The organism is Enterobacter sp. MGH 24, from assembly GCF_000493015.1.
In the GTDB taxonomy this organism is placed as follows: Bacteria; Pseudomonadota; Gammaproteobacteria; order Enterobacterales; family Enterobacteriaceae; genus Enterobacter.
In genome coordinates, this window is the sequence record NZ_KI535657.1 from 805,613 (window position 1) to 825,691 (window position 20,079).

22 protein-coding genes are annotated in these 20,079 nt (G+C 53.2%); 11 read left to right on the top strand and 11 right to left on the bottom strand.

The annotated features are described in order from the left end of the window. The first annotated feature begins 112 nt into the window (after positions 1-112). The 7 genes from L370_RS18000 to L370_RS17970 all read left to right on the top strand — a co-directional run bounded on the left by L370_RS18000 (position 113) and on the right by L370_RS17970 (position 3,791). Positions 113-481 (top strand): DUF1090 domain-containing protein, encoded by a 369-nt coding sequence (locus L370_RS18000; RefSeq protein WP_008503142.1) that lies wholly within the window; start codon positions 113-115, stop codon positions 479-481. Between the two features lie 31 nt (positions 482-512). After that, positions 513-818 (top strand): ElaB/YgaM/YqjD family protein, encoded by a 306-nt coding sequence (locus tag L370_RS17995; protein WP_008503141.1) that lies wholly within the window; start codon positions 513-515, stop codon positions 816-818. A gap of 1 nt (position 819) precedes the next feature. Next, the gene (locus L370_RS17990) at positions 820-1,212 is read left to right on the top strand and encodes a phage holin family protein (RefSeq protein ID WP_023333540.1); all 393 of its coding nucleotides are present in this window, start codon (positions 820-822) and stop codon (positions 1,210-1,212) included. Positions 1,213-1,214: 2 nt separating this feature from the next. Further along, positions 1,215-1,511 (top strand): YqjK-like family protein, encoded by a 297-nt coding sequence (locus tag L370_RS17985; protein WP_023333541.1) that lies wholly within the window; start codon positions 1,215-1,217, stop codon positions 1,509-1,511. Between the two features lie 232 nt (positions 1,512-1,743). Continuing rightward, positions 1,744-2,136 carry a DoxX family protein gene (locus L370_RS17980; protein ID WP_023294633.1) on the top strand — a complete coding sequence of 131 codons (393 nt, stop codon included), beginning with the start codon at positions 1,744-1,746 and terminating at the stop codon, positions 2,134-2,136. A 71-nt stretch (positions 2,137-2,207) separates the two neighbouring features. After that, positions 2,208-3,194, top strand: coding sequence for a glutathione S-transferase family protein (locus L370_RS17975; protein ID WP_023333542.1), 987 nt, complete (start codon positions 2,208-2,210; stop codon positions 3,192-3,194). A gap of 231 nt (positions 3,195-3,425) precedes the next feature. Continuing rightward, entirely contained in the window at positions 3,426-3,791 is a 366-nt protein-coding gene (locus L370_RS17970) for a DUF805 domain-containing protein (protein ID WP_023294635.1), read from the top strand. A gap of 41 nt (positions 3,792-3,832) precedes the next feature. Here L370_RS17970 and L370_RS17965 read toward each other — a convergent pair whose 3' ends face one another. After that, positions 3,833-4,735, bottom strand: a complete 903-nt coding sequence (locus L370_RS17965) for a LysR family transcriptional regulator (protein WP_023333543.1) — start codon at positions 4,733-4,735, stop codon at positions 3,833-3,835. Between the two features lie 104 nt (positions 4,736-4,839). On the opposite strand from L370_RS17965, the gene L370_RS17960 reads away from it, so the two are divergent. Next, a complete protein-coding gene (locus L370_RS17960) occupies positions 4,840-5,541 on the top strand; it encodes a pirin family protein (protein WP_023333544.1) in 702 nt (233 codons plus the stop codon). Positions 5,542-5,622: 81 nt separating this feature from the next. Here the strand turns inward: L370_RS17960 and L370_RS17955 are convergent, their stop codons facing one another. Both L370_RS17955 and L370_RS17950 read right to left on the bottom strand, forming a co-directional pair. After that, positions 5,623-6,927, bottom strand: coding sequence for an L-cysteine desulfidase family protein (locus L370_RS17955; RefSeq protein ID WP_023333545.1), 1,305 nt, complete (start codon positions 6,925-6,927; stop codon positions 5,623-5,625). A gap of 20 nt (positions 6,928-6,947) precedes the next feature. Next, the gene (locus L370_RS17950) at positions 6,948-8,279 is read right to left on the bottom strand and encodes an SLC5/6 family protein (RefSeq protein ID WP_023333546.1); all 1,332 of its coding nucleotides are present in this window, start codon (positions 8,277-8,279) and stop codon (positions 6,948-6,950) included. A 349-nt stretch (positions 8,280-8,628) separates the two neighbouring features. On the opposite strand from L370_RS17950, the gene L370_RS0121770 reads away from it, so the two are divergent. The 3 genes from L370_RS0121770 to L370_RS22515 all read left to right on the top strand — a co-directional run bounded on the left by L370_RS0121770 (position 8,629) and on the right by L370_RS22515 (position 9,905). Next, positions 8,629-9,078, top strand: a complete 450-nt coding sequence (locus L370_RS0121770; protein ID WP_032666546.1) for an STM2901 family protein — start codon at positions 8,629-8,631, stop codon at positions 9,076-9,078. Positions 9,079-9,080: 2 nt separating this feature from the next. Next, a complete protein-coding gene (locus L370_RS17945; protein WP_023333547.1) occupies positions 9,081-9,398 on the top strand; it encodes a DUF1493 family protein in 318 nt (105 codons plus the stop codon). 69 nt (positions 9,399-9,467) lie between these two features. Continuing rightward, the gene (locus L370_RS22515; RefSeq protein WP_255344041.1) at positions 9,468-9,905 is read left to right on the top strand and encodes an Hcp family type VI secretion system effector; all 438 of its coding nucleotides are present in this window, start codon (positions 9,468-9,470) and stop codon (positions 9,903-9,905) included. Positions 9,906-9,980: 75 nt separating this feature from the next. Here the strand turns inward: L370_RS22515 and L370_RS17940 are convergent, their stop codons facing one another. From L370_RS17940 to L370_RS0121775, 8 genes are all read right to left on the bottom strand, one after another. Next, on the bottom strand, positions 9,981-10,391 hold the full coding sequence (locus L370_RS17940; protein WP_023333548.1) for a Spy/CpxP family protein refolding chaperone: 411 nt from the start codon (positions 10,389-10,391) through the stop codon (positions 9,981-9,983). Positions 10,392-10,540: 149 nt separating this feature from the next. Further along, complete coding sequence (gene pflB, locus L370_RS17935) at positions 10,541-12,835, bottom strand: formate C-acetyltransferase (RefSeq protein ID WP_023333549.1); 2,295 nt, start codon at positions 12,833-12,835, stop codon at positions 10,541-10,543. A gap of 15 nt (positions 12,836-12,850) precedes the next feature. After that, positions 12,851-14,059, bottom strand: a complete 1,209-nt coding sequence (gene tdcD / locus L370_RS17930; protein WP_023333550.1) for a propionate kinase — start codon at positions 14,057-14,059, stop codon at positions 12,851-12,853. A gap of 30 nt (positions 14,060-14,089) precedes the next feature. Beyond that, entirely contained in the window at positions 14,090-15,421 is a 1,332-nt protein-coding gene (tdcC, locus tag L370_RS17925; RefSeq protein WP_023333551.1) for a threonine/serine transporter TdcC, read from the bottom strand. A 9-nt stretch (positions 15,422-15,430) separates the two neighbouring features. Continuing rightward, on the bottom strand, positions 15,431-16,420 hold the full coding sequence (tdcB, locus tag L370_RS17920; RefSeq protein WP_023333552.1) for a bifunctional threonine ammonia-lyase/L-serine ammonia-lyase TdcB: 990 nt from the start codon (positions 16,418-16,420) through the stop codon (positions 15,431-15,433). A gap of 101 nt (positions 16,421-16,521) precedes the next feature. Beyond that, a complete protein-coding gene (gene tdcA / locus L370_RS17915; RefSeq protein ID WP_008501504.1) occupies positions 16,522-17,442 on the bottom strand; it encodes a transcriptional regulator TdcA in 921 nt (306 codons plus the stop codon). 817 nt (positions 17,443-18,259) lie between these two features. Next, on the bottom strand, positions 18,260-18,664 hold the full coding sequence (locus tag L370_RS17910; RefSeq protein WP_023333553.1) for a hypothetical protein: 405 nt from the start codon (positions 18,662-18,664) through the stop codon (positions 18,260-18,262). Next, positions 18,657-20,078 (bottom strand): PAAR domain-containing protein, encoded by a 1,422-nt coding sequence (locus L370_RS0121775; protein WP_023333554.1) that lies wholly within the window; start codon positions 20,076-20,078, stop codon positions 18,657-18,659. Before L370_RS0121775 ends, L370_RS17910 begins: the two co-directional genes overlap by 8 nt. Between the last annotated feature and the right edge of the window lies 1 nt (position 20,079).

The window sequence follows — 20,079 nt, forward strand, 5'->3', positions numbered from 1 at the left end:
TTGGTGAATCCCCCGTTTACTTACTATGCTTAAGTACGCGGAGCACCCCTCAACGTACTCCGCATAAGTTTGGATAGCGGCTTATGCCGCCACACAATGGAAGGTTTCGATAATGAAATTCCGCATGACTCTGGCTCTGGCCCTTTTTTCTTTAAGCACAGCATCCTTCGCAAACTCTCTCTGTCAGGAGAAAGAACAGGATATTCAGCGTGAGATCGGTTATGCCGAAAAGCATAACAATCAGCACCGTGTTGATGGTCTTAAAAAAGCGCTGAGCGAAGTGAAAGCGAACTGTTCAGACAGCAAGCTTCGTGCCGACCACCAGAAGAAAATCGCTGAACAGAAGGACGAGATAGCCGAGCGCCGTCGCGACCTGCAGGAAGCGAAAGAGAAAGGAGATGCGGAAAAAATTGCTAAGCGCGAGAAGAAGTTGAAAGAAGCGCAGGATGATCTGAAAGCGCTGGAAGCTCGCGATTATTGAGTTAACGGAAATCTCAACAGGAGAGAGAATCATGTCAAAAGATACGACGTCTGAACATCTGCGCGCTGAACTGAAATCCCTGGCCGATACCCTTGAAGAGGTGCTGAACTCCTCTGCTGACAAGTCAAAAGAAGAGGTCAGCAAACTGCGCAGCAAGGCGGAGCAGGCGCTGAAAGAGAGCCGCTATCGCCTGGGTGAAACCGGTGATGCACTGGCGAAACAGACCCGCGAAGCGGCTGCCCGCGCGGACGAATATGTGCGTGATAATCCATGGACGGGTGTAGGAATTGGTGCCGCAGTGGGTGTGGTACTGGGTGTCCTTCTGACGCGTCGCTGATATGGAAGATCCTCGTCACGCACAAGGGCCTGCTAACAACGTCCTCGGCATCGGCCAGCGTATTTTAACGACGCTGGTCGGGATTGCCGAAACGCGCGTCCGGCTCGCAGTGGTCGAGCTGGAAGAGGAGAAAGCCAACCTCTTCCAGATGCTGCTGATGCTTGGGCTGACCATGCTTTTCGCCGCGTTTGGTCTGATGAGCCTGATGGTGTTAATCATCTGGGCCATTGACCCGCAGTATCGTCTTAACGCGATGATTGCCACCACCGTCGTTCTGCTGGTCGCCGCGTTGATAGGCGGTATCTGGACGCTGCGTAAAGCGCGCAAGTCCACATTCCTGCGCCATACGCGTCAGGAGCTGGCGAACGATCGCGCTCTGCTGGAGGATGACTAGCCGTGAGCGATAAAGCCGAACGTCAAAAGCGAAAAGCGTACCTGTTAAGCCAGATCCAGCAGCAACGGCTGGATCTGTCTGCCAGTCGTCGCGACTGGATTGACGCGACGCGACGGTTTGACCGGGGCTGGAATACCGTCCTGAGCCTGCGTTCGTGGGCGCTGGTCGGCAGCAGCGTGATGGCAATCTGGTCCGTTCGTCATCCGAATATGCTCATCCGCTGGGCTCGTCGTGGATTCGGCGCCTGGAGCGCCTGGCGTCTGGTAAAAGCCACGATCCGTCAGCAGCAATTACGCTAGCTACGCCTTACCCGACCTACATGCAATCGTAGGCCGGGTAAGCGCAGCGCCACCCGGCAAAGTCGCCCCCCTTCCTTACTCAATATCTTTGAAGAAGATTGACAGTTTTCCTTGCTAACAATTGTCACCCGCCCCGTTTATTATCCTCTCCATCGACAGCAACGACGCGGTATCTACCCGGAATTGCAGACAAATAATGTTCAGCCGCTGATGTGGTTTCCTGGAGAGTAAAATGAAAAAATTAGAAGATGTTGGTGTACTGGTCGCGCGTATTCTGATGCCAATTCTGTTCATCGTGGCAGGTTGGGGAAAAATCACCGGTTATGCGGGTACCCAGCAGTATATGGAAGCCATGGGCGTTCCGGGGTTCCTGCTGCCGCTGACCATTCTTCTTGAGTTCGGCGGCGGCCTGGCGGTACTGTTCGGCTTCCTGACCCGCACTACCGCGCTGTTTACCGCAGGCTTCACCCTGCTGACGGCGTTTATCTTCCACAGCAACTTTGCGGAAGGCGTGAACTCCCTGATGTTCATGAAAAACCTGACCATCGCGGGTGGCTTCCTGCTGCTGGCCGTCACTGGCCCAGGCGCATACAGCATCGACCGCGTTCTGAATAAGAAGTGGTAAGCACGCTATACTGAATGAACACAAAGCGAGGAGACATCTCCTCGCTTTTGCTATCTGACGGAGGAGAAAAAATGGGACAACTCGTAGACGGCGTATGGCAGGATGTCTGGTATGACACCAAATCCACCGGAGGTCGCTTCAAGCGCTCAGTTTCGGCCTTCCGCAACTGGCTGACCGCCGACGGTGCGCCCGGCCCGAGTGGCGAAGGCGGCTTCGCAGCCGAGAAAGACCGTTATCATCTTTATGTTTCGCTTGCCTGTCCGTGGGCGCACCGCACGCTGATTGTGCGCAAACTTAAAGGTCTCGAATCGTTAATTCCGGTTTCGGTGGTCAACCCGCTGATGCTCGAAAACGGCTGGACGTTTGACAGCAATTTCCCGGCCGCGACGGGTGATGAGCTGTATCATCACGATTTCCTTTACCAGCTCTATCTGCGCGCCGATCCGCACTACACCGGGCGCGTTACCGTGCCGGTGCTGTGGGACAAGAAAAACCAGACGATTGTCAGCAATGAGTCTGCGGAAATCATCCGCATGTTCAATACCGCGTTTGACGCGCACGGCGCCCGCGCCGGGGATTACTACCCGGTTGAGCTGCGCGATAAGATTGATGAGCTGAACGGCTGGATTTACGACAACGTCAACAACGGCGTCTACAAGGCCGGTTTCGCCACCAGCCAGGAAGCGTATGACGAAGCGGTTGGAAAGGTGTTTGAATCGCTGGAGCGTCTGGAGCAGATCCTCGGCCAGCATCGCTATCTGACGGGCGATCGCCTGACGGAAGCGGATATCCGCCTGTGGACCACGCTTATCCGCTTCGATCCGGTTTACGTCACCCACTTCAAGTGCGACAAACACCGCATCAGCGACTACCTGAACCTGCACGGTTTTCTGCGCGACATCTACCAGATGCCGGGTATTGCCGACACGGTCGACTTCGACCATATTCGCACCCACTATTTCCGCAGCCACAAAACCATCAACCCGACGGGCATTATCTCCATTGGGCCGTGGCAGGATCTCGATGAACCTCACGGGCGCGACGTCCGTTTTGGATAAATATTGAGGGCATCAATCAATACCCTAAATAATTCAAGTTGCATGAAGGCGGCGACGCAGCGAATCCCCAGGAGCGTACATAAGTACGTGACTGGGGTGAGCGAGGAAAGCCAACGCCCAGGCAACTTGAAGTATGACGGGTAAATGCCCTTTTTTAATTCACAATCTCCATCTATCCTTACCTCGATCGCTTAGAAAACAAGTGATTGACTGACTAATGAGGCAAGGAAAATGGACTGGTATTTAAAAGTACTGCGCAACTACATTGGATTTGGTGGCCGTGCCCGCCGTAAAGAGTACTGGATGTTCGTTCTGGTGAACTTCATCCTCATCATGGTGCTGGGTATTGTGGATAAAATTCTTGGCTGGGAGCGGGCTGGCGGTGAAGGCGTGCTGACCACCATTTATGGCCTGTTAGTCCTGCTGCCATCATGGGCGGTGCTGTTCCGTCGACTGCACGACACCGATCGTTCGGCGTGGTGGTTACTGCTGCTGTTGATCCCGATTGTCGGCTGGATCGTTATTTTGATCTTCAACTGTCAGAGCGGCACCCCAGGTGAAAACCGCTTTGGTCCGGATCCGAAAATCGGCGCATAAAATAACGCCCGGTGGCGCTTACGCTTACCGGGCCTACTCGTTTATTTATTGTGGTGGGCGAAGAGTTTGGGTATTTCGCGCAGACACCACGATTTGGCTTCGCCCATGCTGTCGCGACGCCATGCCATAATGATATCCACCTCGTGGCTATATTCCGGGCTGACAACGCGCAGCCGTCCTTCCGCAATGTCTTTTTCCACAAACGGATAAGGCATCGTTGCCACGCCGAGACCGGCCAGCAGCGCCTGCCGTTTATCTTCCAGCGAGGTCACCGTCAGACGAGGCTGCTTATCCAGCAGCTGCACCGTCAGCACCGGACGCTCGCGCGCGGTATCCGCTACCGCCACGCCGCGATACTTCACGCGCGTCACTTCAGAGAGCGGCTCCGGCTCCTGGTGAATCGGGTGATTGGGTGCGGCAACGTAGACGTTCATCACGCTGTAAAGCTTGCGCGAGTTGATTTCCGATGATGAACGGAAGTGCATGTCCGGCGCAATGACGATATCCGCCCTGCCCGTCTCCAGACGTTCCCACGCGCCTGCCAGCACCTCGGTAATAATCGACAGCTGGGTATTGGCCTTCGCCGCCAGGCGGTCTACCAGCGGGAACAGCGCTTCAGTCGGCACCAGCGCTTCCGTAACTAACGTCAGATGGGTTTCCCAGCCGCGCGCCAGCGCTTCGGCGTCCGTCGTGAGCTTATCCGCCGCTTCCAGCAGCACGCGGCCGCGCTCCAGCAGCATCCGTCCGACGTTGGTGAATTTTGTTCGATGACCGGAGCGGTCAAACAGCACCACGTCCAGCTCTTCTTCCAGCTTCTGCATGGTGTAGCTTAGCGCAGACGGAACGCGCCCCAGCTCGTCTGCCGCCGCCGCAAAACTGCCGCGCCGGTCAATCGCGTCCATGACGCGAAGCGCCTCAAGCGTCAATGCTCTCTCTTTAGCCATCTCGTTCTCATTCAGGAAATTTGAACATACCGGGCAGAATATCTGGCTAACAATGCAGCGTCCATACCTTTACCATTGTTTTAGTGTAAAGAGAGGTCAAGTTTATGATTACGACAAGAACAGCTAAACAGTGCGGACAAGCCGATTTCGGTTGGCTGCAGGCCCGCTACACCTTTTCCTTTGGACACTACTTTGACCCTAAACTCCTCGGTTACGCTTCACTGCGCGTGTTGAACCAGGAAGTGCTCGCCCCGGGCGCCTCCTTCCAGCCGCGTACGTACCCGAAAGTCGATATCCTGAACCTGATCCTGGAAGGCGAGGCAGAATACCGCGATAGCGAGGGCAATCATGTCCAGGCAAAGGCTGGCGAAGCGCTGTTAATTTCCACGCAGCCGGGCATCAGCTACAGCGAGCATAACCTCAGCAAAGACAAAACGCTGACCCGCATGCAGCTGTGGCTGGACGCCTGCCCTGAGCGGGAAAATCCGCTGGTACAGAAGTTAGATTTAACGGGCGATAAGCAGCAGCTGATTGCATCGCCGGACGGCAGTAAAGAGAGTCTGCAGCTGCGTCAGCAGGTGTGGCTGCACCATATCGAGCTGAAGAAAGGTGAACAGGCGAGCTTCCAGCTTCATGGTCCGCGCGCCTATTTGCAGTCTATTCACGGTACGGTGCATGCGGTAACGCACACGGAAGAGAAAGAAGCGCTCACCTGCGGCGACGGGGCGTTTATTCGTGATGAAGCGAATATCACCCTGGTGGCGGATACGCCGCTGCGCGCGCTGCTGATTGATTTGCCGGTTTAAGATAAACACGCCCCCCTCGCTCGATCGGTTCCCTCTCCCTGTGGGAGAGGGTTAGGGTGAGGGGTAACCGGTTGGATTAAATCACAACACCTTACTCGCCATAATCTCAATAATCTGCCGGTCCGTTTCCTGCATTGAGCGGCACGCCAGCGCGCACAGGTTTGCGATCGACTGCTCCACATCGTGCGCCACAATCCCCTCGTTGCCCGTTACGGCAGAGTCATCCAGTGCCATCATCACCGCTTTCCAGGCGCTACTGACGCTGGTTGAGACCTTCAGGGCGCAGCTGTTAGACGCCCCGTCGCAGATCATCCCGCTGACGTCACCGATCATACTGCCTATCGCCATTGAAATGGTCTGGTAAGAACCGCCCATCAGCCACGCCATCCCCGCGGCAGCACCCATCGCTGCCGTTGTCGCCGCACACAGCGCCGACAGCCGCGGAAGCTGGACGTGGATATAGATAGCCGAAAGATGTGACAGCATCAGCGCCCGCGCCAGCCGTTCGTCGTCAGCCTGAACGTGTTCAGCCACGACCACCACCGGCATAGTGGCGGCAATCCCCTGATTGCCAGAGCCCGAATTGCTCATCGCCGGCAGCGTCGCACCGCCCATCCGGGCATCTGAGGCTGCGCTGGTACGAATGACAATATCTGACCCCAGATCCCGCGCCATCCATCCGCGCGCGCGCTGCTTACTGAGCGTTGCGCCAATGTGCAGCCCCCAGTTGCCACGCAAACCTTCGCGGGAGAGCGCATCGTTCAGCCGCCGTGCCTGCAGGATAAAGCGGATCGCCTCAAACGGCACCTGCTCGACAAATTCCAGGATTTGCGACAGCGTGGTAGTTGAGAGTACCGCCAGCGGATCGTCTTTCGTCTGGCACTGATGATCGTCAAGCGTAAAGCGCGTTTCGCCCTGACAAACCACCTCCACTACCCGCGTATGTCCGCCAGAGATGGTCACCATTGCCGAGAGATCCCCGGCATGAACGCGGGCGCGCGAGTAAAGGATCTCATCGCACGGTGCCTGCAGTTTGACCTGCACCAGCCCCGCCTCAAGCAGGGCTTTGGCGCGTATCAGCGCATCGGCGGTGACATCTTTCAACACCTCCAGTCCGGCGTTGGCGTTACCGCCAATCGCACCCAGCGCCGCCGCAATGGGTAACCCGACCATGCCGGTGCCCGGCACCGTTACGCCCAGCCCGTTTTTCATCAGGTTCGGCGATACCCACGCCTCTATTTGCGTGACCTCCCCCGGCAGAAGGTCTGCGGCCATCGCGCAGGCCAGCGCCAGAGACACGGGTTCGGTGCACCCAAGGGCAGGCTTCACTTCTTCCTGCACCGCGCGAATAAATTGATTCCATAAAGGATGAGTTTGCTTAAACATCGTTACGACCTTAATTGCCCTCAGGAGAATGCGAGGAAAGGAGAAACACAAAGCAGCAGTCCGGTGATGACGATAATCACCAGCGATACGCCTTTATATTTATGCAAGGCCGGCACCTTATAGACCAGCCATGCTGGGATCAGGCAGCCCACTATGCCGAAGATAGGGCTGCAAATGGAGGTGAAGCTCAGTACCGGCGCGTTTAACACGATCGCGCTCCAGGCCAGCAGGATAGCGAACAGCATAATCCCGCGCTGGACGGCGTTTTCACTGATTTTCTCAGCCGGCATTCTGCGGCGCAGGATGTTCATGACGATACCCTGCGTCGCCTCGCGAAAGCCGAGATAGACGCCGAAGAACGCGGTCATCACAGCGAAGATATTGAGGATCACGCTGACGATTTTGACCCAGCCCGCACCGTCACCGCTGATAAACTGCGCCGCAATCGCCAGGGCAGAGATATTCTGCTCGTAGGCTTTCACCGCCTCGTCGTGTCCCATCGCCAGCGTGAAGGAGACGGCGTAGAAAAAGACCGTCACAAACAGGATGCCGAAGGCAATATTCATCGCCCGCAGCGCCTTGTGACGCGCCACCTTCACCGATTTTTCCCGTGAACGGTATGAGATCACCATCGGGCTTAAGGTCTGAATAAACAGAATGGAGGTTAAGGTAAAGGGCAGCGTAATGATGGCGTTTTTAATCAACAACCCCGCAGGCGGCAGCATGCCCACGTTGGCCAGATGCCAGAGCCCAATCATCGACAGCCCCAGCGCGGCTACCACGAATAATTTGGTCAGCACCATTAGGCTGGAGACTTTAAACAGCAGCTTTTCACCGCGCGACGAAATGGCCACCAGAATGCAGATCAGGCATAAACCGTAAAACGGATTATCTGATAACAAACCGTCGGTCACGCCGAAGGTGTGCAAATACGAGGCGCTGTCGTTGGTGATGGCCGTGGAATAGACAAACATCCAGATCACCAGCATCACGAAATAGAGCGCGCCTAATAAGATGCCCCAGTTCTTTCCCAGATAACCGCTAATCACGCTCGGGTAATCTTTGCACTCCGGTGATTCCGCCAGCGTATTAATAAACAGACGCTGGAATAAATACATGGCCGGATAGCCGATTATTGATGAGAGCAAAAATACCCACAGCCCCATTAATCCGACCTGCACGGGGAGAAAAACTATCCCCGCGCCGATAGCCATCCCAATACTCATGATGACCCAGCCCGTGTCGGTGCTGTCGAATTTAATCGCCTCTCGCCACTCGCTTTCGCTCATTCCCGCCCGCCTTGCCGCAGGGGAATCACTCACAATCACACTGCTGTTTGTTGCCGTATCCATTGGGCACTCGCTTATTTTGTAGGGTAAACAGTTGTTTTTATAGGTTTCCGATCGCCAGCGATTGCGATTCAGAGAGCAGCAGGTGGTTATTGTTGATGTGTGAAAATCATATCCGGAGCGAGGGAGAAAAAAGTCACAACTTTTATAAGGCTTTTCTGTGTTAAGAGTAATAAATTCTATAAAACCATAAAAAACAGATAATATTTCCTAAAAGTGATGCAGATCAAAAATTATTTCATCATTAAAACGAGAATATTTCAGAATTTATAAAGATGAATACCCTACTCTCAGCCCTTTGTTTTTTATAGGATGACATTTCAGCAAACAACGCAAAGACTATGGTTATACTATGGACACCGTTGAAGAGCTCAATGGAACCTATTTTTATAAAGGTGTATGTAACATCTCTGCGTCTGAGTTATTTTTTTGGATTTTTCTGGATGCTACCGATGAACAGTTCGGCGGATTAAAGGATGTTGTAATGATGGCCACTATGATTCTTGGTTTACCGATACTTGAAACCAGAACAAAGCCAGAAACGGCTACAATAGGCACATCTGTGGCATCTAAATACCTGCGAGATCTACTGAATGTACAGCTGCCACACCGTCTACCTACAATTACACTTGCAAGCTTTAAATACAGAAAACCAATGTATACCAAAAACTTAGGTGCGTTCATTGGCCGATGGATACCTGCACTAGGGATAACCCTACTTGCTGAAGATGTTGCAGTGATAAGTTACAAAACGCTCTCACGCTATAATACGATTGCTCACCCAAAAGACCGGATTTGGTGAAGATGAACAATGAAACTGATGTTTTAAAATTCTTCATGGACAATTTACCAGAACAAGGAACATTTACGGGCAAGCGAATCCCGCTTGAGATAGATGATGTTTTACAGGATTACACCGATCTGGATGATATCGTATATGCGATTGAAAGATTCGAAAAAGAATATCTTATCGAAGTTAACACTGAAAATTATTTCCCCTGGACTCAAACCTGGTTTTTCAGAAAATGGTTTACTAAAGAACCGGTTAAGAAAATATCAAAGCCATTAACGGTAAGAATGTTTGCCGAGGCGGTAAAAGCAGGTAAATGGATACACGATTGATTTATAGAAGGAGTTTTTATAATGGCCGTACCTGTTCACATTTGGTTCTATGACGACGGTGGCTAACTCATTAAAGGTTCATGTGATGTTCAGGATCGTGAAGGTAGTGTTGAAATTAGAGGTTTAACCCATAATTTAACTATTCCAACCGATCCACTCTCCGGAAGATTAACCGGAACGAGGAAACACGCGCCTTTCCTGTTCGAGAAGGAAATTGATAGCTCATCTCCCTATCTTTATAAGGCGGTAGCGACAGGACAAAACCTTAAGAAAGTTGAGATTAGATATTACCGAATTAATGATGCAGGTCTGGAGGTAGAATATTTTAAAACTGAGCTGGACAGTGTGAAAGTTGTCTCTATCTCCCCAATTGTTAACGATACTCGTCACTGTCCTGGTACTGGCCACCTTGAATCTATTCAATTGCGCTACGAAAAAGCGACCTGGACCTATTGCGACGGGAATATTCAATTCTCTGATGCCTGGAATGAACGGGCATCAGCATGAAAGTCAGGATCATTCCTCACAGAATCTATTTAAAGCGATTCTGTGAGGTCTCATTTCTAATGAATGATTTCAGGATTACTCAGCCAGCGCGTTAGCCATATCCGTTCTAATCTGTTTGCGCTGTTCCGGTGTTAACACCTGGCTGACGTCGAAGTAATATTTCACGCGGTAATAACGGGTCTGCTCTTCAATTTTGCTGAAGGCTGCAAGCTGGCTTTTCACCGTGCTTTCATCCCATTTCCCCGCCTGGAACATGTCGATCAGCGCGCCGTCCTTCACGCCCGTCATCGGGATCTTGCTGACATTTTGTTCCAGCTGCTTGTGCAGATCTTCAATCTTCTTAACCTGCTCATTGCTGAGCTTCAGGTGCTGTACCAGCGGATCCTGCGAGGGAGACGGAGCTGCCTCAACGTTCGCGGCCTGTGCCGTAAAACTGCACACTGCCAGCGCGGCGGCGACCAGCGCAATACGGGTCATTTTCATCATCTTACTGTCCTTACATGCTGTTATAGGGAAAAGCAGGCGTATTGTTTTTCAAGAGCGGATGAATATGTGTGAGTAATTATATAAACAATTTTGTATGTTTAGCGGGCAAAAAAATGCCCCCTGCGTTGAGGGGGCATGAGAACTCACTTTTAGATAGATTGGGTAAACGTTCGCGAAATCACATCCTGCTGCTGCTCGCGCGTCAGGGCGTTAAACCGCACCGCATAGCCTGAAACGCGGATCGTCAGGTTCGGGTAATTCTCGGGATGCGCAATGGCATCGAGGAGCATTTCCCGGTTCATGACGTTGACGTTCAGATGCTGCCCGCCCTCAATGGACGCTTCGTGATGGAAGTACCCGTCCAGCAGCCCCACCAGGTTGGTTTTGCGTACCAGCTCGTCCTTGCCCAGCGCCTGCGGCACGATGGAGAAGGTGTAGGAGATCCCGTCTTTCGCATAGGTGAACGGCAGCTTGGCGACCGACGTTAGCGAGGCCACAGCCCCTTTTCTGTCGCGACCGTGCATCGGGTTCGCGCCTGGCGCAAACGGCGTGCCGCCGCGGCGTCCGTCCGGCGTGTTCCCGGTCTTCTGCCCGTAAACCACGTTGGAGGTGATGGTCAGGATCGACTGGGTTGGCACCGCGTTGCGGTAGGTTGGCAACGCCTGAATTTTCTTCATAAAGCGCTCCACCAGGTCGCAGGCGATGCTGTCCACGCGGTCGTCGTTGTTGCCGTACTGCGGATAGTCCCCTTCAATCACGAAATCGACCGCCAGTCCGGTATGGTCGCGCACCGGCTTCACCGTGGCGTATTTAATGGCCGACAGGGAATCCGCGGCTACCGACAGTCCGGCAATGCCGCAGGCCATGGTGCGATAGACGTCCCGGTCGTGCAGCGCCATCAGAGAGGCTTCGTAGCTGTACTTATCATGCATATAGTGAATGAGATTCAGGGCGCTGATGTACTGCACCGCCAGCCAGTCCATAAAGTGATCGAGGCTCGCCATCACGGTGTCGTAATCCAACACGTCGTCCAGCAGCAGCTCGGTTTTCGGGCCGACCTGGATCTTCAGCTTCTCGTCCACCCCGCCGTTGATCGCGTACAGCAGCGTTTTGGCGAGGTTGGCGCGCGCGCCAAAGAACTGCATCTGCTTGCCGATCACCATCGGGCTGACGCAGCAGGCAATGGCGTAGTCGTCGCTGTTGAAGTCCGCACGCATAAGATCGTCGTTCTCATACTGCAACGAAGAGGTGACGATCGACACCTGCGCGGCGTATTTCTTGAACGCGATCGGCAGCTGTTCAGACCAGAGGATCGTCAGGTTCGGCTCCGGCGCAGGCCCCATGGTGTGCAGCGTGTGCAGATAGCGGAAGCTGTTTTTGGTCACCAGCGTGCGCCCGTCCAGCCCCATGCCGCCGATCACTTCCGTCGCCCAGATCGGATCGCCGGAGAAGAGCGTGTCGAATTCCGGCGTCCGCAGGAAGCGCACCATGCGGATCTTCATGATGAAGTGGTCGATCAGCTCCTGCGCCTGGACTTCGTTCAGGCGCCCCGCCTGCATGTCGCGTTCAATGTAGATATCGAGGAACGAGGCCGTGCGCCCCAGCGACATCGCCCCGCCGTTCTGGGATTTCACCGCGGCAAGGTAGGCAAAATAGACCCACTGCACCGCCTCCCGGGCGTTCATCGCCGGGCGCGAGATATCAAAGCCATAGTTCGCCGCCATCTGCTGGATCTGCAGCAGCGCGCGCTTGTGCTCCGCCAGCTCTTCACGCAGGCGGATCGTGGCCTCCAGATCGTCACCGCGCTCCAGCCTGCCCTGCAGATCCGTAAACTGGAGTTCACGCTCGCGCACCAGATAAGCGATGCCGTACAGCGCCACGCGGCGATAGTCGCCGATGATGCGCCCGCGCCCGTAGCCGTCCGGCAGACCGGTCAGCACGCCGGATTTACGGCAGCGCATCATCTCCGGGGAGTAGACGTCAAATACGCCCTGGTTGTGGGTTTTGCGCAGGTCGGTAAACAGGTATTCGAACTGCGGATCCATCTCCCGGCCATAGGCTTCGAACGAGCTGCGGATCATGTTGATCCCGCCGTACGGATGCAGGGCGCGCTTGAGCGGCTTATCGGTTTGCAGACCGACGATCGTCTCCAGATCCTGGTCGATATAGCCCGGCCCGTGGGCCGTAATGGTGGTGGCAATGTTAGTGTCAAAATCCACCGGGGCGTGGGTGGCGTTCTCCTGGCGAATGCCGACCATTACCTTCTGCCACAGCGCCGTCGTTGCTGGCGTCGCCTGCGCGAGGAAAGCTTCATCGCCTTCATAAGGGGTGTAGTTATGCTGAATAAAATCGCGGACGTTGACGGCGTTTTTCCATTCTTCACCGCGAAACCCGGCCCATGCATCGCTGTAGGGCGCGACGCCCGTATCGATTGTTACTTTCATGTGTTTCTCGCTTTATCAGGCGTAAGCCGCGGCCGGAGTAACCTTCCCAAGACGGAGGGCGTCCAGCGCGATCATTTTTTCTTCGTTGGTAGGGATAACCGCGCAGGCCACGCGGGACGACTGGGTGCTAATGACGCGCTCACCCGCGCTGCCCGGCAGGGCATTTTTGGCATCGTCGAGGATGATGCCAAACACCTTCAGGCGTTCCGCCACCAGCGCGCGGACAAGCTTCGAGTTTTCGCCAATGCCGCCGGTAAAGACCACCCCATCCAGGCGGTGCAGCGACGCCGCGTGTCCGGCGATATGTCGCACAATGCGGTGAACAAAGGTGTGTATTGCCAGCTGTGCCCGCTCATTGCCTTCGTGCCAGGCTTTCTCCAGCGTGCGTAAATCGGAGGAGATGCCGGAGATCCCCAGCAGCCCGGACTCTTTATTGACCACGCGCTCCAGATCCTCGAACGACTGCCCGGTCTGCTGGGCAATCCACGCCATCGCACCGAAGTCCACGTCGCCGCAGCGCGTGCCCATCACCAGCCCTTCCAGCGGCGTCATCCCCATCGAGGTATCGACGCTTTCGCCGTTGCGCACCGCGCAGATGGACGCCCCGTTGCCGAGATGGGCAATCACCAGGCCGCTGTCATCGGGGGACAGCCCGAGAAGCGTATGCGCCTGCGCGGCAACGTAACGGTGAGAGGTCCCGTGGAAGCCGTAGCGGCGCACGCCCAGCGCTTCAAAATAGCGGTACGGCAGACCGTACAGATACGCGTGCGGCGGCAGCGTCTGGTGGAAGCTGGTATCAAATACCGCCACCTGCTGCACGCCCGGGAACAGACGCTCTGCCGCTTCCACGCCGTTCAGGTTGGCGTAGTTATGCAGCGGCGCCAGCGGGGAGACCTGGCGGATCTGCGCAATCACCTCTTCCGTGATCAGGGTCGACTCGCTGAAGAGGTCGCCACCGTGCGCAATGCGGTGGCCAATTAAGGCCACGCTGCTCATCAGGTTACGTTTCTCCAGCTCCAGGGCGATGGCAGCCAGCGCCCCTTCGTAGTCCTGGTGAGCCAGTCTGGCCGGCTCACCCCCGTTCACGGAAATAAAGGCCTTCTCGGTGTTGATGCCGTCCGCAATGCCCGTCATCAGGGGATCGCAGCTGCTGGCGTCGAGCACCGAAAACTTAACAGAGGACGATCCGCAGTTAATAACCAGTACAACCGGAAACTCAATCATCATGTGACTCCGCTCTTCCTGAGCAATGGGTTAGAACAGTTTGTAAACGATATTCAGAATGGTCAGCAGGCCGACCGCGGTAACGAAGATGTTCTCGGTACGCCCTTTGTATTTCGCCAGCGCAGGCGCCTTGCGGATGGCGTACATCGGCAGCAGGCACAGCAGAGAGGCGATGATTGGCGCACCCATGGCTTCAATAAGGTCCAGAATGTTCGGGTTGGCGTAGGCCACAACCCAGGTGGAGCCCATGATGAACACCATGCTGATGGTGTTCAGCTTGCCGACAGAGACTTTCTTCTTATCGCCCTTGTAGCCGAACTTGAGGATCAGGCCGTTCAGCCCTTCCAGCGTGCCGAGGTAGTGCCCGAAGAAAGATTTGAAGATAGCCACCAGCGCGATGATAGAGGCACCGTATTCCAGTACCGTCGCGAACGTCGATTTGGTTCCGGACATTGACGCAAAGTGGTTCGCCAGGTAGGAGAGCACCGGAATGTTCTGCGCCTTGGCGTCCGCCATGTTCTGCGGAGAGAGCGTAAACAGGCAGCTAAAGGCGAAGAACATCACCACGGCCACCATCAGCAGGCTGGCGCGACCGATGATTTTGGAACATTTCTGCTCGGTAAATTCTTTACCGAACTCTGGCTCATACTCTTCGCGCTTGGAGACCACAAACGAGGAGACGATAGGCGAGAAGTTGAAGGAGAAGACCATGATGGAGATACCCAGCCACACCGTGACCAGAATGCCGTCATGACCGGTGAAGGCGATATCGCTCAGGTTGACCTGGTCGATCACCGCCGAGTTCCAGTAAGGGATCAGCGACAGGGAAATCAGCACCAGGCTGGCGATAAACGGGAACACCAGGAAGCTCATGACCTTCACCATCAGGTCTTTACCAAACCAGATAACAAAGGCCATCAGCAGCAGCAGGAACAGCGCCACCACGCCGCGGTTCAGCGCGGGCAGCTGGAGCTGGTTTTCCCAGAAGGTCATAAAGGTGTTGGTAATGGTGACGCCGTAAATCCACAGCAGCGGGCAAATGGCGAAGAAGTAGAGGAACGTGATCACCACTCCGCCGGTCTTACCAAAGTGCTCTTCCACCGTTTCGGTGATGTTGCCGGAAACGTTGCTGCCGGACAGGCACAAACGCGCCAGCGCGCGGTGGCAGTAAAACGCAATCGGGAACGCGAGAACCAGCATCAGCAGGATAGGGATCAATCCACCAAAGCCTGCGCGGATGGGGAAGAACAGGACGCCTGCGCCAATGGCGGTACCAAACAGGCCAAGCGTCCAGGTGGTATCAGACTTACGCCAGGAGGACGTTTTTGTCTGGCCAACGATAATGCTTTCTGTGTTGCTCATAGGTCACCTTTATGCGTCAACGAAGCCGGTAATTTGGGAAACACGAGAGAGGTCGATATTGCCGCCGGAAATAATGCAGACGGTTTTACGACCCTGAATATAGTGGTCGAGCTTGCCGCTTAATAACGCGGCACAGGCCAGCGCACCCGCGCCTTCCGTCACCACTTTATTTCGCTGAATAAGCGCGATCATGCTGCCGCGAATGTTGTCTTCGCTGACCAGCACAATGTCATCAACCAGCTCGCGAACAATTTCGAACGGTAAATTACCGGGGCGAGAAACGTCACAGCCGTCGGCCAGCGTGCCGGTAACGCGATGGCTCATTATTTCTCCGGCCTGATAAGACGCCGCCATGCCGTGAACATTCTCTGACTGCACGCCGATAATATTAATGGTCGGATTGATGGATTTAATCGCCGTGGCAATCCCGGCAATTAATCCGCCGCCGCCGATAGGCACAATGACGTTATCCACGTCGTATAAATCTTCAAGAATTTCCAGGCCGATGGTGCCCTGCCCAGCAATGACTTTGGCATCGTCGTAAGGGGGAATAAAAATACGCCCTTCCATCTCGACGATTTCGCTGACCTTAGCGATGGTGTCGTTGAAGTTCTCGCCGTGCAGCACCACTTCGGCGGAGTAGTCGCGCGTGGCGGCAACCTTGGATTTCGGCGCGCCCATCGGCATCACCACTTTGCCGTCGATGCCGAGCATGGCGCAGGAGAGGGACACCCCCTGCGCGTGGTTCCCCGCGGAGCAGGCGACAACGCCCTTGCGTTTTTCAGCGTCGGTCAGCGAGCTTAACTTGTTAAACGCGCCGCGGATCTTAAACGAGCCGGTACGCTGCATATTCTCAAACTTCAGGAATATTTCGCCCTTACAGCGTTCGCTGAGATAATTCGAGCGTGGCATGCCGGTTTTATATATTTTTCCTGCCAGTCGTTTTCTGGCGTCCTGAATATCTTCAATCGTTACCGGGAGATCGTAGGTAATATGCATAATATCCTCGTTATAATAATTCATTCTTTTCAGGCAAAGTCAGGGTATCAGCGCGTTAACATGTTAACGCTCTGGGTGTTTTTAAAATGGGTGCTAATTATTCATCGTCGTCTTTCGATATTCATCGACGAATATTGTTTTGCCAGCTCAACTAATACTGACGCCGATTTTTTAATCCTGTAATTTTTTGACCACACGGCGGCATAACGCGCCACGGGTAATTCATCTTCCACTGGCAGCACAATAAACTGGTCAGAACCGAACGGTGCAATCATGTCGCGGGGAATGACCGTCAGATAATCGGCATTCAGGACAAGGTTATAAATGGTGACGACGGAATCGGTCTGGACGATGTTTTCGATACTGATGTGGTTGTCTTGCAGGGTGGTCAGAAGTTCTTTGTAGTAGCCCATATCGGTTTGCGGCATCACCCACTGCTCGTGCGTGAGCGATGCCAGTGTCGTCGGGCCGGTGCACGTTCGCGTTTTGCTGGCGACCAGCACAAACTCGGACTCAAACAGCGGTTCGACGTGCAGATCCTGCAGCAGCATTTCATCACTCAGCGTGCCGATAGCGAAATCCAGACGACCGTCGCGGATGGCCGGAAGGAAAGAAGAGAGCTGGGCTTCATACATCGAGACGCGCGCTTTCGGGAACACTTCCTTAAATTTTTTGATCATCTCAGACAGGAAGGTAAAGCCGATCAGCGACGGGTAACCAAAGGAGACGTCCATAACGGTACTGAAACTCAGGCTATTAATCTCACTCACCATGTTTTTCATTTCGCGGGTGATCGACTCAGAGTACGAGAGCAGAACCTGGCCCGCGGCAGTGAGTTTTACGCCGGTGTTTTTACGCACCATCACTTCCACGCCGAAGTAGGATTCGATATCGCTGATGATTTTGCTGACGGCGGGCTGCGTCAGGCCCAGCTGTCTTGCTGCAGAACCTATGGAGCCACTTTTAATGACTTCCTGAAATACCACGAGGTGCTGTGTTTTCGGTAGAATAATAGTGTTCATAATATTCTGCGCTTATTTCCCGATGACGGGGTGAATTCTACTCAATAATGTTTGAAGGGGTATGTGCTGTTACTCACAATTTGCTTTCCAGGCCCCTTAATCCATACATCAAAAACCCAATAAAACCTATATTTATCAAATATATACCACAGTATAAATATGCTACTACGCTGATATTGATCAACAAAAATAGCGGTAATAAATTTATTTTATGGCGATAACCCGGATAAATTTTACCGTCCGGAAAAAATCAATAAAGACGATATTTCAGGCAATTAAAGGCCAATAAATAACCGCTATTTGTTTGAAACATCCTTTCAAATTATCAATTTTTTACGACGTGAATTTTAAGGCTTGCGGGAAAGAGTGGAATACGTCACATATTCACGGACGAAATGTATTAGATTTCAATATTTGCATATCAAACGAGAAAAGTTTTGCGATCATAACGGTAACATTCACAACAAATTATCAATACTAAAAATCGTGTGTTTTTTAGCGTGAAATTTTGTGATGGCGATCGTCTACAGATACAGGAGCGATACTGCGGGGATAAAAATAGTGAAATGTGCTTAATGTCGCAAATATGAGAATTGATGTCGTTTGTCCGATGCTGGATGGCGCTGCGCTTAACCTGGTCTACAACCCCAGAGAGCAAAAACCCCGCCGAAGCGGGGTTTTCTAAGAAGTTGAAGCTGACCGATAAGGCGGCTTCGTTCAACCATACGTCAGGCATCTGCGGCGCTGGGGTTGCCTTGTGCCGCAGACTGTATCTCACTCCGTGTGACAGAGTAAAGCTCTACAATGGACGCGCCTTTCACACCCAACCGTGTTTTATTGCCAGCATCAAAATCCCAGCAATAACAAAAAATACTATACTAATCAGACCAAGAAATGCTTCTACATAGAAAGGTCTGATAATCCTTTTTGGTAATCCCCGGATGAAGTCTTTATCATCATTTTTGGTCAGTATTGAGCTTTTATTCCACAATAGCGGCATGATTATAAACTGCGTTTTTATGCCGTATGCGCCCTTGAAGTAAAGTGAGTTAACGTTCTCGAACAGTAGTACCGCATCGGGAAGGCTGCCGAATTTCTCTTTGTATAGCAGGCAGATCTCCTTAAATCTCTTCCTGTTCAGAAGTGAGGCTATGACGCTGGCTGCCAAGAATAATAAGCCTATAAGCATAATTATTATAAAAATCATTTTTATATCAATCATTGCTGGTTACCTCATAAAGGCCTAGTTTTTCCCCAATGAACTCGCCAGTAGCACCGGACAATTCGCTTAGAGCTTTATCAGTTCCGTATGCTATCCCCCCACTAACCCCAATCGTACAAAGTAGTGCTCCAGCACCAGCAGCTTCAATGGTTGCAGCACCCAGCACTACTGCACAGATTGAACTTGCTGCGCTTCCCTGGAGAATTCTACTTGCCAAAGCCCCCCCAGCTAAGCTACCTGCAAATTCCCCAATGGAGGTAAACGACGTTTTCGCACAATCTCGGCCTACAGTGCAGGCTTCGGTGATCTTTGCGGCAGTATCAAAGGCAGACAGACCAATGCCGATCTTCCCGGCTGTTTCCATCCACTTGACGTACTTCGCCAGCTTCTCGATATGGGTGGCGTAACCCTCTATATCGCTAATGCCTGTTTCATTCCAGCGGTGGGTGATTGAACGGCTGGAAAGGCCGAGGGCGCTTTTGAGGTCGGTGTATTCATTGAACATGAAACGATGCTTCATGAACATCTTCAGCACGCTATCGAGTTGCCCGAACAGGCGACTGCGCTCAACAAAGAATTGTTCACCGATCAGTGTGCCGCTGGTGATGTACTGGTTCTTGTAGGTTTTCTCGATCTCGACAAGGATTATTTCTACCTGTTCGAAATACCCTTTCGCGGCTTCGGTTGCTTGTCCTGAGTATCCATAAGTATCGCTCGCCGTACTGGCAGCAGCAGCGAACATCTCAATGGTGTCTTTGTGCTTGTAGAGAAAGTTGGCTTGCTGAATGGAAAGAGGAGCTAACGCTGCATCCACTCGCGCTTTCGCGGCTTGCATATGTGCAATTTGTTCGCTGTCCTGTTTATCAGGGTCAACCACCAGCAGAATAGATCCTGCTTTGTATTCCTTACCCGCGCCGTTAAGTGATCGGTAAAGTTCTCGGGTTCCTTCTGGCTGACCGCCAGCAAACAGGATGCTTTCGAAAGTTTCGGTTGTCGAATGTCTAGGGACTACGCAAAAACCAGCATCTACACCAGTGCGTTTCTTTTTAGCTGTCTGGGCATGTTGTTCTGGCTCTTGCTGAGTTTGTTGTTCCGGGGCTATTCCAAAGGTTGTTGGTTTAGCGGTCATTATTCCCGGATGACGTTCACCTGTAAAACCAGATACAGCGATCACAAAGTTATCTTTGCAGTGGCATAAAACCAGATCACCATCACCCGCGATAAGACCATCTTCGAGGAGGCCGGTATAGGTTGCATTGATTTCAAAAGCACCTTTGCAAACATCACACCATGCTTTATCACCAGCCCTCACCAATGGATTGTGGTCTTCATCAAAAATAGTTGATGAGGCGGAAACAATGTGCCCGTACCTCGTTTTATTACCCAGCTTTGCAAGCGTTCTTTGCGTAACCATG